Below are 14,986 nucleotides of genomic sequence, written 5' to 3'. Positions count from 1 at the left end.
TATAAAGAAAAGTTTATATTATGATCTTGTGAATCATAAGGGCCTATGTATGGAACAGTTACTTTTAGCTTTAAGGGCAATAGCGGAAACAACACGTTTGCGTATTGTGGCCTTGCTTGCGAAGGGTGAATTAACTGTTGGCGAAATTGTTCAAATCCTTGATCAGAGTCAGCCTAGAGTTTCGCGCCATCTTAAATTAATGGGCGAAGCGCATTTGCTGGAACGTGTGCAGGAAGGTACGCTTGTTTTCTATCGGCTTTCTGAAGCTGGTTTGTCGCAAGAGTTGATGAACTGTGTTCTGTCGCTGGTGCCTGCTGATGATGCAGGCTTTAAGGCTGATATGGTCGCGCTTGATACAATTCGCGCTGAACGTGTTGCCTGGGCACAGGAGTATTTTCGCAAAAATGCAGAAAGCTGGGATGAAATACGCTCGCTTTATATATCGGAAAGTCAGGTTGAAGAAGCCCTTCTTGCTATGCAGGGTCGTAAAAACATTAACCGGATGCTGGATATCGGCACGGGTACAGGCCGTATGCTTGATGTTTTTTGTCCCTATGTTACCCATGCTACAGGGATTGACCTGTCACGGGAAATGCTTGCGGTGGCGCGTGCCAATATGGTTGAAAAAGGTCTGGCTAACGCACAGGTGCGCCAAGGAGATATGTATAGTCTCGGCGTAGAAGACAACAGTCAGGATTTGATCGTTTTTCATCAAGTGCTGCATTTTGCGCTCGATCCATTAGCGGCGATCAAGGAGGCTTCTAGGGCTTTGTCATCTGATGGCTGTATTCTGATTGCTGATTTTGCACCCCATGAAGAAGAGTTTTTACGTATTGAGCATGCGCACAGACGCCTTGGGTTTGCCGATGAGGAAATTGTGGGCCTTGCAAAAAGCGCAGGTTTGCAGCTCCGAGAAATTAAGCATTTAGACGGTGGTAAATTACAAGTTACGCTTTGGTGTTTTACAAAGCGTGTTGGTAAGGAGTAGGGCAGTGGCCCATTTTAATGATCCATATGGCAGGGCAAAGTCTCTGTTTGCTGAACCAGTAAAGGATGTGAATGTTTCTTTTGAGTTTTTTCCGCCAAAGACGGAAAAGATGGAAGAAACACTTTGGTCCTCTATTAAAACGCTGGAAGAGCTGAATCCGTCTTTTGTATCGGTTACATACGGTGCTGGCGGCGGTACGCGAGAACGCACCCATAATACGGTAAAGCGTATTTTGGATGAAACATCCATGAAGCCAGCAGCACACCTAACATGTGTGAGTGCGACAAAAGGCGGAAGTAAATGCTGTAATACAGGATTACTGGGATGCTGGCGTTCGCAGTATAGTAGCTCTGCGCGGTGATCCACCTGAAGGGGCGAGCCACTACCAGCCGCACCCTGATGGTTATGCAAATGCTGCAGAGCTGGTTTCTGGTATTCGGTCAATTGGCGATTTTGATATTTCGGTGGCAGCATATCCTGAAATTCATCCAGACAGCCCATCGCTTGCTGCAGACCTAGATAACCTGAAACGTAAAATTGATGCGGGTGCGACCCGTGCGATAACCCAGTTCTTTTTTGAAGCGGATAGCTATTTCAGGTTTTTGGATCACTGCCAGTCTTATGGCATAAATGTGCCGATCGTGCCCGGAATTTTGCCTGTCACTAATTTTGCATCCCTCAAGGGGTTCGCGGGGGCTTGTGGTTCGTCAATACCGCAGTGGCTCGGCGATATGTTTGAAGGGCTTGACGACAGGCCGCAAACACGCACGCTTGTAGCGGCCTCAATTGCTGCAGAAATGTGCCGCCGCCTTTATATTGGTGGTGTACGGGATTTTCATTTTTATACCCTGAACAGGGCTGAGCTTACATACGCCATATGCCATATGCTTGGCATTCGCGGTACAGCCGCAGAAAGTGCGTTATAATGACTGATAAAACAAAACAGCTAGAGCAATTATGCCGTGAGCGTATCCTGATAATAGACGGCGCTATGGGCACGATGATCCAGCGTTATAAGCTGCAAGAAGCTGATTACCGCGGTGAGCGTTTTGCCGACTGGCCCTCTGATGTGAAGGGTAATAATGATTTGCTGGTTCTGACAAAGCCAGATGTTATTGCGGCTATTCACGGTGAGTTTCTGGCGGCTGGGGCAGACATTATTGAAACCGATACCTTTAATGCTACGCGCATCTCTATGGCAGATTATGGTATGCAGGAATTTGCTCGTGAGCTTAATGTTGCTGGGGCTGCTCTCGCGCGCCGTGTTGCCGATGAATGGACGTTAAAGACACCAGAAAAGCCACGTTTTGTAGCTGGTTCTATTGGGCCAATGAACCAGTCACTTTCGGTTTCGCCAGATGTGAACAACCCCGGCTACAGGTCTGTTTCTTTTGATCAGGTAGTCGCAGCCTACAAAGAACAGGTTGAAGGTTTGGTTGAGGGCGGCGTCGATATTATTCTTATTGAAACTGTTTTTGATACCCTGAATGCAAAAGCTGCAATTTTTGCAACACAGGAAGTATTTGAAGAAAAGGGCATAAAACTGCCGATTATGCTATCCTGCACGGTAACTGATATGTCTGGCCGTAACCTTTCGGGGCAAACGGTAGAAGCCTTTTGGCACAGTGTGCGGCACGCTGTGCCATTTTCAGTGGGCCTGAACTGCGCTTTTGGGGCAGAGCATCTGCGCCCACACGCGGTTACAATTGCCCATATTGCCGATACTAATGTATGTGTGTACCCCAATGCTGGCCTGCCAAATGAAATGGGCGAATACGATGAAACGCCAGAGCAAACAGGCAGCATGCTAGGCCAGTGGGCCAAAGACGGGCTTCTCAACCTAGTGGGGGGGTGCTGCGGCACGACGCCAGAACATATTGCAGCTATTGCACGTGCTGTAGAGGGTATGAAACCAAGGGCAATTCCCCGCGTGGAAACAATCATGCGTCTCTCTGGTATTGATCCGGTTCAGATAGCAAGCATTACACCGACCAGGAAAAGTTCATGAGTAAGCCGATAGCACAGTTTATAAACGTAGGCGAGCGCACCAATGTTGCAGGCTCGGCGGTTTTTAAAAAACTTATCTTAGATGAAAAATATGATGAAGCCGTAAGTGTTGCGCGCCAACAGGTTGAGGGCGGAGCCCAGATCATTGATATCAACATGGACGATGCCATGCTTGATGCTGTTGATGCTATGGAGCGTTTTCTGAAGCTGATTGCGGCAGAGCCTGACATTGCCCGCGTTCCGGTCATGATCGACAGTTCAAAATGGGCCGTAATTGAAGCGGGCCTAAAGTGCGTTCAAGGCAAGGCTATTGTAAATTCTATCAGCATGAAAGAAGGAGCCGAGCCGTTTAAAGAGCAGGCCCGGCGCATCATGCGGTACGGTGCTGCTGTTGTTGTGATGGCATTCGACGAACAAGGGCAGGCCGACAGCATTGACCGCAAGTTTGATATTTGCAAACGGTCATACGATATTTTGGTGAACGAAGTTGGTTTCCCGCCGGAAGATATAATTTTTGATCCCAATATTTTTGCGGTCGCAACCGGGATTGAGGAACATAATAATTACGGTGTTGATTTTATCGAGGCAACGCGCCTGATTAAAACCCATTTGCCTTATGTTAAAATCTCTGGTGGCGTTTCAAACGTGTCTTTCTCGTTTAGGGGTAATAACCCTGTACGCGAGGCTATGCACAGTGTTTTTCTATACCATGCCATTCGGGCTGGCATGGATATGGGCATTGTAAATGCTGGCCAACTTACAGTTTATTCTGATATTCCGCCAAACCTGAAAGAGCGGGTAGAGGATGTTATTCTAAATCGCAGAGACGATGCCACAGAACGCCTGCTTGAAATTGCCGATGAATTTAAAGGTCATGGTGCTAAAGCCAAGGTGGAAGACCTCTCGTGGCGCGAACTGCCTGTTGCAAAGCGTATTGAACATGCCCTTGTGAAAGGCATTGCCGACTATATTACAGAAGACGCGGAAGCTGCCCGGCAATTATTTGAAAAGCCGATTCAGGTTATTGAAGGCCCCTTAATGGATGGCATGAATGTGGTGGGGGACCTGTTCGGTGCGGGTGAGATGTTCTTGCCGCAGGTGGTGAAATCAGCGCGCGTCATGAAACAAGCGGTAAATTACCTGCAACCCTATATTGAGGCCGAAAAAGAAGAGGGCGCAAAAGCCAAAGGCAAAATTGTGATGGCGACCGTAAAGGGCGACGTGCACGATATTGGCAAAAATATCGTCGGGGTTGTGTTGCAGTGTAATAATTTTGAGGTGATTGATCTGGGCGTAATGGTGCCGTGGCCCAACATCCTGAAGGCGGCAAAGGATAATGACGCCGATATGATCGGCCTTTCCGGGCTGATTACACCGTCGCTTGATGAAATGGTGACAGTTGCGGCCGAAATGCAGCGTGCAGGCTTTACGGTGCCGCTGCTTATTGGCGGTGCCACCACTAGCCGGGTTCACACCGCTGTTAAAATTGCCCCTGAATATGCAAGCGGCGTTACCCATGTGCTTGATGCATCCCGCGCTGTGGGGGTGGCTAGCACGCTGGTGTCTGATGATCTGAAAGCGGCTTTTGTTGCCAAAACCCAAGCTGAATATGCCGATATTGTTGCCAAACGGTTGGCAAACCCAAAAGCAGATCGGCTCATAGCGTATGCTCAGGCAAAGGAAAATAAAGCAAGCGCTGACTTTACTGGCTTTACGCCGGTTCGCCCATCCTTTACGGGCACCAAGGTGTTTGATGATTATCCGCTCGCGGAGCTGGTGGACCGTATTGACTGGACACCGTTTTTCCGCACATGGGAACTGGCAGGCAATTACCCCGCGATCCTTACAGATAAGGTGGTTGGTGAAAGCGCAACCAGCCTATTTGCTGATGCTAAAGCAATGCTAAAACAGATTGTGGATGAAAAATGGCTAACAGCAAAAGGGGTTATCGGCTTTTGGCCTGCAAACGCTGACGGCGATGATGTCATTCTCTATACAGGGGATAATAGAGAAGAAGAACTTTCCCGCATTCACTGCCTTAGGCAGCAAATAACAAAGCGTGAAGGCCGCACAAATGATTGCCTAGCTGATTTTGTGGCCCCAAAAGGCACCAAGCCTGATTGGGTTGGTGGCTTTGCAGTAACGACAGGGCACGGTATAGATGAACATGTCGCGCGCTTTAAGGCTGCGCACGATGATTATAATGAAATTATGCTGAAGGCACTTGCCGACAGGTTGGCCGAAGCGTTTGCCGAGCGTATGCACCAGCGGGTACGTACGGAATTTTGGGGTTATGCGGCGGATGAAAACCTTTCGAATGAGGACCTGATAAAGGAGCGATACAAAGGTATTCGTCCGGCGCCGGGCTATCCTGCGTGCCCAGACCATTCTGAAAAGCCAGAGCTTTTCCGCCTGTTGGGTGCAGAAGCGCAAACCGGCATTGAACTAACTGAAAGCTTTGCCATGCTGCCAACAGCAGCGGTTTCCGGGTATTATTTTGGCCATCCGGAAAGTCATTATTTTGGTATTGGCAAGATAGGCAAGGATCAGGTAGCAAGCTATGCCAAACGGCGTGGTGTAGACGTGGAGCAGGCAGAACGCTGGCTCAGGCCAAACCTTGGATACTAAGGTTTTGTAAAGTGTGGTATTTTGCCAAAAGGTTTTTTAATTCCCGTCCTGAATTTTAGGGCAACCTTATATCAGGCGAGGGAGTGGACATATGCTTATGATGTCGAGAACCGGCTGGTGAAAGCCACGAAGGGGCGCGCCATAATTCAGTATTATGTCCTCTTAATCAGCAACTGGATTTGGAACGGAATATGTGTTTGATAATTTTTGGGATAGTCTCACATTGCAATTGTGGTGCAGGCATACTCAGGGTTGATGTGGCGCACTAAATAATGGAAAAGGCAGGGATGGTAATACAGTTAAACAAGAAGAAGTTAGGAGCTGTATTTTCCTTTTTATTGGCAGGCTTTATGCTCTCTGTCTTTAGCGTTTTCCATTCAAGTGGACCGAGTATTCATAGATTGTTAGCCCCTTGGTTATGCTGTTGTTTCCATTCTTTATAGTGAATATTTTTATTCGTCTCTTCCTTATCAAAAAGGGCATGGTGCTGTGCGTGCCTTCTTTAAATAACTGAATGTAGATGAGAAGCCTTGGGGTGTTTTTAAATGGGGAAATCCCGGGGACACAGTGCTTAATTGCTATAGTAGGTTGCCCTTGTGGGGGCTATGTTTCCGCTTCTGTAGCGTGTGCTCAGTTTTTAAGGCTTAAGCTGTGGATAAAGCTCAAACAGGCGGGCGTTCAGCGCGTCGCGGCGGGCCCACAGGTCGCGGTACCAATCAAGCCGCTTGTGAGCGTGTTTAATAAGAAGGCGCTCTGACAGAATATAGTTTTTGGCATTTTGCCCCAGTGTTTTGCGGTATTCTGCATCCTGTGCTAGTTTTGCAAGGGCCCGTTCCCAGTCTTTTGAGGTGTGGGCAATAAGCCCTGTTATACTGTCTTCTATAGTGTCAGCATACACGGTTGGGCTTGCAACAACTGCAAGACCACCTGCACCAGCCTCTACAAACTTAATGTCGCTTTTATAGCGGTTAAATACACTGTTATCGAGCGGTTGCAGGCTGATGTCGCAGCTATGCAGCAGTTTAAGGTAGGTGTTATAGTCGCAGGCAGGTTTGAAAACTTTGTTTTTGGTGTTGAGAGCCGCAAAAAACTCCTCATCATGAAGAATAACCGCCCTAAGCTGTGGATATTTTGCGAGTACTTTGTTAAAGCTTTTAATAAGAGGCGCCCACGCATCTTTCCGGTTTAAGGCACCAAAAAACACCCGTATTTCTGTATCTGTGCGGGTTATGGGGGCTGGCATTTGAAACAGGTGGTTTTCAAATAGGGCCACTTCCGGGTTGTGCGGGGTAAAAGCATCATAAAGGGGTTTGGTGCTGCACTGCACAGCATGGCACATGCTAAAACGTTCCCAGTCAAGCGAGTTGGCACGCTTTGCCGCATTAAACGGGTTTTCTGGGTAATCATCATATTCAACAATGAAAAGATAATCGCGCTCAATTGCCTGTTTTACAGCTTTTGGCCAGCCATCTTTAGTCAGGAACCCGCGCTGTAAAATCAGGACCTTGGGTTCGTCTGAAGGCAGGCCCTCTATGAAGGCAAACTTTTTTTCTTGCAAGGCGATAGAGGCACCCAGCATCCGCATGGCTGCAATGGGGTGTTGTACCCTTACATTCATAAAGCTTGTTGCAAAGGCACAAAAGGAAATATGAACCGATGCATTTGGATATGACGCCATAGAGAAACCCTGTTTAAAGCAAGCAGACTGTACTGTGCCTGCAACGTGCAAAATTATAGCTGCTGGGTCAATTGGAATTAGCGCCTTCTGGTATACTGGTCTGCACGTGTAAAGCCTGAATAAAGTATCACATAAAAGAAGCGATATTAAATCGCGTCACAATATTGAAATATAGTTCCTTTAGTAGTTTCGATCGAAGTCTACCGGCAACTTTCACTGCCCACCCAGCCTTTGGCTGCGAAGTTTCATAAAGGACTTGGCGCGCCCGCGCATTTCCGAAGCTCAGATGTGGACAGCTTGAACCAGGGCTTAGAGGCTTAATTATCCCAATAAATTTGTCCGGACGGTGGTCCGGTTAAGCCATTTTGCATGGAGAATGAGTGTGCTCAGGAATCGATTAAATCTATTATCAAGTGTTTCTATAATGCCAGTGCTTTTGTTATGTGCTGGCACAGGCCTTACCTTTGTTGGTTCGGCGGCTGTATCTGCGCAGGCACCAGTGGTGCAGCCTGTGGAAGCTATAATTGCAGGTACCGTTACCGAAGCAGGCAGTGAAAGGCCGCTGCCGGGTGTTCAGGTGCATGTTACGGGGTTGGGTAAAACCGCAGTAACAGATGATCAGGGCCGGTACCGGTTCGCTAATATTGCACAGGGTGATTATACCCTTCGGTTTGAATATGTTGGTTTCGAGGATGTTACGGTGCCTGTTAGCATTGGCGCTTCAAACCGTGAGATGCTTCAAACCGTTATGGGCCGTGGGGGCATAGACGAAGAGATAGTGGTTACAGGCCGCAGGGCCGGGCAGGCCCGCGCGCTTAACGATCAATTTGCGGCTGATAATTCGCGCAATGTTGTGTCGGCTGACCAAGCAGGTCGCTTTCCAGATTTGAATGCCGCTGAATCGCTGCGCCGTATTCCGGGTGTGTCTGTACAGCGGGAAGTGGTTGGTGGTGAAGGGCGTTATATTTCCATCCGCGGTATGGATAGCGGCCTTAATAATACACAGGTGAACGGCGTGAATGCAGCCCAGCCTGAAAAGGAAAACCGCCGTGTACCGCTTGATATGATCCAGACCAGTGCTTTGTCACAAATCACAGTACATAAAACACTAACGCCAGATCTTGATTCAGATGGTATTGGCGGCGCTGTTGAACTGGAAACGGCAACAGCGTTTGATTTTGCGGGGCCTGTTCTTGATCTCAGTGTACGTGGCTACCATCAGGGGCTTGCAGGCGGCGTAGACCCGTTACTTCAGGCCATGTATGCAACACGTTTTGGTAGTGACGAGCAGTTTGGCATTCTGGCGGCAGTTTCCTATGCTGACCGGTCTACCAGTGGGTATGTGTTTTATAACGATGAAGACCAGCTAGCCCTTGTTGAAGATGAGCCGGATGCAGGGGTAACCCCACTGCAATATCATCTTACTTCCTATGAAAACCAGCGCGAAAATATCTCTGCAAACCTTGCTTTAAACTGGGCGGTTTCATCAGCAACTGACCTTGTTTTTAAGGCAAGTTATAACCGTTTGTTCGATCAGGAACTGAGTAAAGCCTTGTATTTTGAAGGTGGTACCGAAGATTATGACGACGAAGGCAACCTTATTATGACAGAGCCGGGCACCGCCAATATCTTTAATCAGTATGAAGAAACAATCCTGACCCAGCAGGTCTACACGCTGGAAGGCCAAACAACGGCGGGTGCCTTTACGTTTGATTATAGCCTTGGGTATTCTAGCGCGGTACGGGAAGAACCCTTTGATAACGAAGTAGCATTTGAAGCAGAACTGGAAAGCAATCTGTTTGGGTATGATTTTTCGGGTGATTTCCCCATGCCAAACCTGACAGCAAATGACCGCGCCACCATTGCAGACCCAAACAGCTATGAACTGGGTTATAATGATATAGATATCGACGATTCTAAAAACGAGCGATACTCAGCCAAATTTGATGTCACTTACGATCTTGGCTCTAACTGGTTGCACGAAATCAAGGGCGGTGTGAAGTTTGAACGTTCAAAACGAACGCTTTTTGAAGCGAACGTTATGGAGCTTTCTGGCCCCCTAAGCCTGACAGAATTTGGTGTTGGCGGGTTTGTAGATGTGTCGGATACTGGTGCACCGTATGATAAATATCTTTCTCTTGATATTGAACGGCTGAAAGATTGGCGCAATTATTCTCAGTCACTGGTTGACGGTAATGCTGATTTCGAAAATGAATATGTGGATGACGGCGGTATTCCAATTGATGAAGATAGCTATTCCAGCACGGAAGACGTTTTTTCTGGCTACCTAATGGGGCAGGCGACATTTGGGGAGCTTGAAATTGTTGGCGGTGTCAGGTTTGACCATACGCGCATTACCTCAGACAATTATGAAATTATTGAGCTGGAAGATCAGGATCCGATTTATTCGGATGTGACGGGCAAGGCACATTATACGAACTTCCTGCCGCGCTTGCAGGCGAACTACAGGCTTTCTTCAGATACCGTAATCAGGGCTGCATATTTCACCTCCATCGCCCGCCCTGAGCCTTTGTTTATTTCTGGTGCGATTGAGATTGAGGAAGATGACGGCGAAGTTGATGTAACGGTTGGCAACCCAGGCCTAAAGCCAGCTTATGCCCATAACTTTGATCTGAGCGTTGAGCATTATTTTGATACTGTTGGTCTTATCTCTGCGGGTGTTTATGCGAAAAAGATCAACAACTTTATCTTTAGCGGTATTGCAGGCGAAACCGAGGCTGACCGTACCCGCTTTGAAAATGACCCCCGGCTTGCTGGTAAAATAATTGATGATGTTACAACCTATACCAACGGCGAGCAGGCCACCATTTACGGCATTGAGCTTAATTTGGTTCAAAACTTTACCAGCCTACCGGGCGCATGGGGCGGGCTTGGTGTTTATGCCAACGCAACCTTCCAGCACAGCGAAGCAGAAACCGGCATTGAAGGTATGGAGGAAATCGATTTCTTCTATGCACCCAAAATGTTTTATACAGGTGCTGTAACATACCAGAAATACGGTGTTGAAGCGGCGCTGATATACTCATGGCGCGATAGCCAGATTGTCAGGCTCTCAAGCTATGATACCCCTATTGTTGAAGAGCCATACGGATCGTTTGATGCGCAAATTAGCTATCAGGTAACTGATGCGATTAAGCTATCAGTTGACGCCGTGGACATTTTCAATAGCGGTGATAAACCAATTGTTGATGAACGGTACGGCGATGGCACACATTATCTGGAGGGGGCAACCTACACGGGACGTACGGTTACCTTTGGTATCAATGCCAGATTCTAAGATGATGAAAGCAGATAAAAATGCTGGAGGCAGGGGTAACCCTGCTTCTCGGCGTGTGGTGTCTAACGATAAAGGCACTGTTTCAAAAGTTGTAGCTAAAAGCGAGGCTCCCTCGCTTTCCGCGCTTATTACCCGCAGGCATGTATTGCTATCAGGGCTTGCGGCTGTGGCTGTGGCGTCAGTCGCCGGTATGCGGTCACGCGCTGCATTGGGTGCGATAACACCAGAGCCTGATTTTGGAAGCTACAAGCAGCAAGTGCTGATCCGTTGGGGCGACCCGTTATGGTCCACAGCACCTGCGGTTGAACTGACAGCATTAAAACCACAAGATGCTGCACAGCGCTTTGGTTACAATAATGATTTCATTACGTTTCTACCGCTCCCTTATGGGAGCACATCCTCTGATCATGGGCTTTTGGTTGCAAATCATGAGTACCCCGTACCTCACCTGATGTTTAAAGGGGTGACGAGAGATAGTGTGCCGCAGGCACTGACAGATGAGCAGGTTGCCACCACGCTTGAATCAGTTGGCCTTTCGGTGGTTGAAATAAAACGCGGTGACGCAGGCTGGGCTATTGTAGAAGATAGCAAGTTTAACCGCCGTGTAACGGGTACAACGCCTATTAAGTTCTCTGGCCCTGCCGCGGGGCACCTGAAAATGCAAACTAGCGCTGATCTGTCAGGGCACACTGTGCTTGGCACACATGACAACTGCAACGGCGGTGTTACCCCGTGGGGCACGGTGTTATCAGGTGAAGAAGGATCGCAGGATTTTCTGGGGGGTGATATATCGAGTGCACCAGACTACGATCTTCTGATGCGCTATCACTATGATGACAGTACGCCCACGGGTAAATATGGTTGGCCGGGCTATGACAAGCGCTTTGATATAGCCACAGAGCCAAACGAGCCGAACAGGTTTGAATGGGTTGTGGAGCTAGATCCATATGACCCTGCGGCGGTGCCGGTGAAGCGAACAGCCCTCGGCCGTTTTGCCCATGAAGGGGCACACTGCACACTTGCGCCTGATGGCCGTGTAGTTGTCTATATGGGTGATGATTGGGAATTTGAATATTGCTACCGGTTTGTGACAGACCGTGCGTATAACCCTGATAATCGCATTGCCAATAAAGACTTATTGGATGAAGGCGTTTTGTCTGTTGCTTGCTTTTCCGAAGATGGTACCGTTCTTTGGAAGTCACTTGTTTACGGCAAAGGGCCTCTGACAGCGGCAAACGGTTTTGCAGATCAGGGCGATGTTCTTATACAAACGCGCCGCGCGGCTGACCTTCTCGGCGCAACCCCAATGGATAGCCCTGAGGGCTATATGCCAGACCCAAGTACGGGGAAGGTTTATATTACCTTGTCTGGCAATGAAGACCGTGCGGAGGCTACCGTAAACGCTGCTAACCCACGTGCTATGAATAAAAGTGGCCATTTGCTTGAGCTTACACCGCCTGATAGCGGGGCCGGGCCAGACCATGCAGCAACCATGTTTGAATGGCAGGTCAGGCTTTTATGCGATGAAGACACCATGAAAGCATCCGGGTTTCACCCTGCAACAAAAACGAATGGCTATTTTTACGCGCCAGATAATATCAATTTTGACCCGGAAGGGGCTATGTGGATATGCAGTGACGGGCCAAATGTGCGCGGTGAAGATGGCTTGTGGAAAATGGAAACCCGCGGCGAAAATGCGTGGTTATCTCAGCTTTTCTTTCTGTCACCACAAGGGGCAGAGTGCTGCGGCCCGGCATTCACGCCAGATGGCAAAACCATGTTTGTCGCTATTCAGCACCCAGGGCAGGATTCTGCCTCAATCAAAGATGCGATAACACGGTGGCCTGATTTTGTTGACGGCGAGCCACCAAGGCCGTCTGTTATTGCAGTTATGTGGGAGTGATAATCAATGCCCGTAAATAGCTAAGGTATTTACGGGTCTTTTTCGGGTCGCTCTAGCCTACTGTGTGCTGCAATAATAGCAGTTCTGCCCATCAGGAAATATTAATAGAGCTCAGGCCAGCTGCGGCCCTGACTAAAGACTTCAACATCTAAGGCGTATTCCCGAACTCCTACTATCCTTTGCTTGCGGCGCTTAAGGGCGATGATGGCGGCCTTGACCAGCCCGGTTTCTGTATTTTTACCCCGAACCAGCACAGTGACAACGACCTGTACATACTACGGGTGACCGTTTTTTAGAAGCCCTTATCCGTAAGCTTGATCGTATCACCCTTCTCGATGTTGACGAGACTGCTCAGGCTATCCCGCGCATTATACCGCTTATTAAAAAAGACAGTAATGTTACTAAATAGTGGTGCTTTAAAATTATAATAAAGCGGCATAATATCAATAAATGATGAGCCAAATACTCATATCATATAGCGCTCAATCTGAGACAAATGTTCTGACGACGGACATCCTACTTTTCCCTGCTGTAGGGAAAAGCATGCTTTACTTTAACATAAAACCAATAGATGCGCATCGCGGTATCTTCTAGCTGGCTAAGTAAATTCAGCATCAGAGGCTATCACATAAGCTCCATGCCAAATTTGTAATTAACTATTAATAATCTTACTCTACAAGCTGTACAGCGAACTTATGTTTTAAAAGGCCTGTGATCACCTAATGTCAAGGGCTTTCACTTTTGATGGTCTACAAAAAAAAACATAAATATGCGATTACATTGCTGCTCTATTTATTTCACAATATCTAGCTTGAGCCACATGAAATTTGATACGTATCTATAAGTCTAAAGAGCGAGCTTGCACAATTTATAATTAGATACTTCGGCGTATAATCTCTTTGGTGCAGGGGTAATACCCGGAGACGAGCCGATTGCGGGTCGCGAAGCGGACGCGTCAGCACCCGAAGGGGCGCAACGTCATCATGATGGTAGTAATGGTACGCTGCTCAGGCAATATGTGAACGGGCAGGTGATTGATGAGCGGTTGATCTATCTTGATCATGTGAACAATAAGGAAAGCTATTATCACCGCAACCATCAGGGCAGCATCATTGCGCTTGCGCAGTCAACTGACGGCGTGAGTGAGGGGCCATACACCTATGATGCGTATGGGCCGGATACCGGATGATGAAACAGCTGGCCAGCCGTTCCGCTACACGGGCCGCCGGTATGACGCAGAGACAGATCTCTATTACTACCGTGCGCGCTACTACAGCCCTAAGCTGGGCCGTTTCCTGCAAACCGACCCGGTAATGCCCCCATTATAGAGGGCTTCAAAAGTAGAACCGTTATGCAGCCAAGAGCATGCCCTTGGCGAGTTTTGTTCTTTCTTTTGCCCTTGTTTCACCCTTTGAGGGTATTCATGATTGACTGGAGATTCTCTATTTGAGCATTATATTTTTACCAGTAGCTTACCTGTGTTTCCGCCTGTATAGAGAAGGTTTAGGGCATTTGGGGCGGCTTCTAGGCCGTCCACAATATGTGTGGGCATTTTCAATTTACCGTTAGCAACCCAGCTAGCGAGCTCTTTAAGTACATCTGGCATAATGTCAGCATGATCCAGGATAACAAACCCGCGTACTGTTAGCCGCCGCATGATAAGGTTCCTGAACATGTAAGGTCCCGGAACAGGCTCTGAGCTGTTATAGCTGGATATAAGGCCGCAAATGACAACCCTGCCAAAGTCCTTCATGTGTGTTAGGGATGCATCTAGAATATCACCGCCCACATTTTCAAAGCAGAGATCAATGCCATCTGGGCACAGTTTGCCAAGAGCCTCTGTTACATCCTCCGTTTTATAATTTATAGCAGCGTCATATCCGAACTCATTGACAATCATGGCGCATTTTTCATCAGACCCGGCAATGCCTATAACACGGCAACCCCGGATTTTAGCGATTTGCCCCACAATGGTGCCGACGGCACCTGCAGCACCGCTCACAACAACAGTCTCATTTTCCTTTAGACCACCAATTTCGTGCAGTCCGACATGGGCGGTTGGGCCCGCGACGCTAAGGATCGCGAAGGTTTCAGCAAGGTCAAGGCCATCTAGTACAGGGAAAAGGTCGAAGCTATCCCCGTTAGTGATAATATGGTCAGACCATGTATGGAGGCCAGCGGCATAGCGGCCAACCGGAAAGTTAGGATTTCTGCTTTCAATAATCTGCCCAAAAACAAAGCCTCGCATGGGGTCACCAATGTGGACCGGCTCCATATAAATATCCCAGTCGCTTAACCAAACACGGTTTGTGGCATCAAGGGAAAGATAGATGGTTTTAAAGAGGAATTCGCCGTCTTTCAGCGGTGGTATTGGCAGTTCTTTGAGAACAAAAGTGTCGCTTTCGATCATATTTTTTGGACGTTTATTGAAATGCCAGCTTTTTGCAATTTTTACAGTCATGGTCTTCCCCTTTATTTCCCCAG

Annotated in this window: 7 protein-coding genes and 2 pseudogenes; 7 read left to right on the top strand and 2 right to left on the bottom strand. The window is 48.1% G+C overall.

Annotated features, from left to right (window positions below):
• Positions 1–49: 49 nt before the first annotated feature.
• From ICL80_RS13300 to metH, 3 genes and pseudogenes are all read left to right on the top strand, one after another.
• Positions 50–988: an ArsR/SmtB family transcription factor gene (locus ICL80_RS13300; protein ID WP_194213037.1), complete on the top strand. Its 939-nt coding sequence runs from the start codon at positions 50–52 to the stop codon at positions 986–988.
• Positions 989–1,031: 43 nt separating this feature from the next.
• Positions 1,032–1,914: pseudogene (gene metF / locus ICL80_RS13295) on the top strand (methylenetetrahydrofolate reductase).
• Positions 1,914–5,623, top strand: a pseudogene (gene metH / locus ICL80_RS13285) (methionine synthase). The pseudogenes metF and metH overlap by 1 nt, the downstream one beginning before the upstream one ends.
• A 637-nt stretch (positions 5,624–6,260) precedes the next feature.
• On the opposite strand, the gene ICL80_RS13280 reads toward metH, so the two are convergent.
• A complete protein-coding gene (locus tag ICL80_RS13280) occupies positions 6,261–7,301 on the bottom strand; it encodes a glycosyltransferase (protein ID WP_194213025.1) in 1,041 nt (346 codons plus the stop codon).
• 424 nt (positions 7,302–7,725) lie between these two features.
• On the opposite strand from ICL80_RS13280, the gene ICL80_RS13275 reads away from it, so the two are divergent.
• The 4 genes from ICL80_RS13275 to ICL80_RS13260 all read left to right on the top strand — a co-directional run bounded on the left by ICL80_RS13275 (position 7,726) and on the right by ICL80_RS13260 (position 13,830).
• Positions 7,726–10,599: a TonB-dependent receptor gene (locus ICL80_RS13275; RefSeq protein WP_228073536.1), complete on the top strand. Its 2,874-nt coding sequence runs from the start codon at positions 7,726–7,728 to the stop codon at positions 10,597–10,599.
• 1 nt (position 10,600) lies between these two features.
• Entirely contained in the window at positions 10,601–12,502 is a 1,902-nt protein-coding gene (locus ICL80_RS13270; protein WP_194213023.1) for a PhoX family protein, read from the top strand.
• 1,030 nt (positions 12,503–13,532) lie between these two features.
• Complete coding sequence (locus ICL80_RS13265) at positions 13,533–13,691, top strand: hypothetical protein (RefSeq protein WP_194213022.1); 159 nt, start codon at positions 13,533–13,535, stop codon at positions 13,689–13,691.
• Positions 13,663–13,830, top strand: a complete 168-nt coding sequence (locus tag ICL80_RS13260) for an RHS repeat-associated core domain-containing protein (protein ID WP_194213019.1) — start codon at positions 13,663–13,665, stop codon at positions 13,828–13,830. Before ICL80_RS13265 ends, ICL80_RS13260 begins: the two co-directional genes overlap by 29 nt.
• Before the next feature lie 125 nt (positions 13,831–13,955).
• On the opposite strand, the gene ICL80_RS13255 is transcribed toward ICL80_RS13260, so the two are convergent.
• Entirely contained in the window at positions 13,956–14,963 is a 1,008-nt protein-coding gene (locus ICL80_RS13255) for an NADP-dependent oxidoreductase (protein ID WP_228073534.1), read from the bottom strand.
• Positions 14,964–14,986 lie beyond the last annotated feature (23 nt).

It is taken from the genome of Kordiimonas pumila (assembly GCF_015240255.1).
GTDB lineage: Bacteria > Pseudomonadota > Alphaproteobacteria > Sphingomonadales > Kordiimonadaceae > Kordiimonas > Kordiimonas pumila.
The sequence above is the reverse complement of the archived record's forward strand: the minus strand, read 5'-3'. Positions and strand labels throughout refer to the sequence as shown.

Excerpts from the sequence above, each read along its gene's own strand:
- ICL80_RS13300 (WP_194213037.1), top strand. The coding sequence starts at position 50 with ATGGAACAGTTACTTTTAGCTTTAAGGGCAATAGCGGAAACAACACGT.
- ICL80_RS13280 (WP_194213025.1), bottom strand. The coding sequence starts at position 7,301 with ATGGCGTCATATCCAAATGCATCGGTTCATATTTCCTTTTGTGCCTTT.
- ICL80_RS13275 (WP_228073536.1), top strand. The coding sequence starts at position 7,726 with ATGCCAGTGCTTTTGTTATGTGCTGGCACAGGCCTTACCTTTGTTGGT.
- ICL80_RS13270 (WP_194213023.1), top strand. The coding sequence starts at position 10,601 with ATGATGAAAGCAGATAAAAATGCTGGAGGCAGGGGTAACCCTGCTTCT.
- ICL80_RS13260 (WP_194213019.1), top strand. The coding sequence starts at position 13,663 with ATGATGCGTATGGGCCGGATACCGGATGATGAAACAGCTGGCCAGCCG.
- ICL80_RS13255 (WP_228073534.1), bottom strand. The coding sequence starts at position 14,963 with ATGACTGTAAAAATTGCAAAAAGCTGGCATTTCAATAAACGTCCAAAA.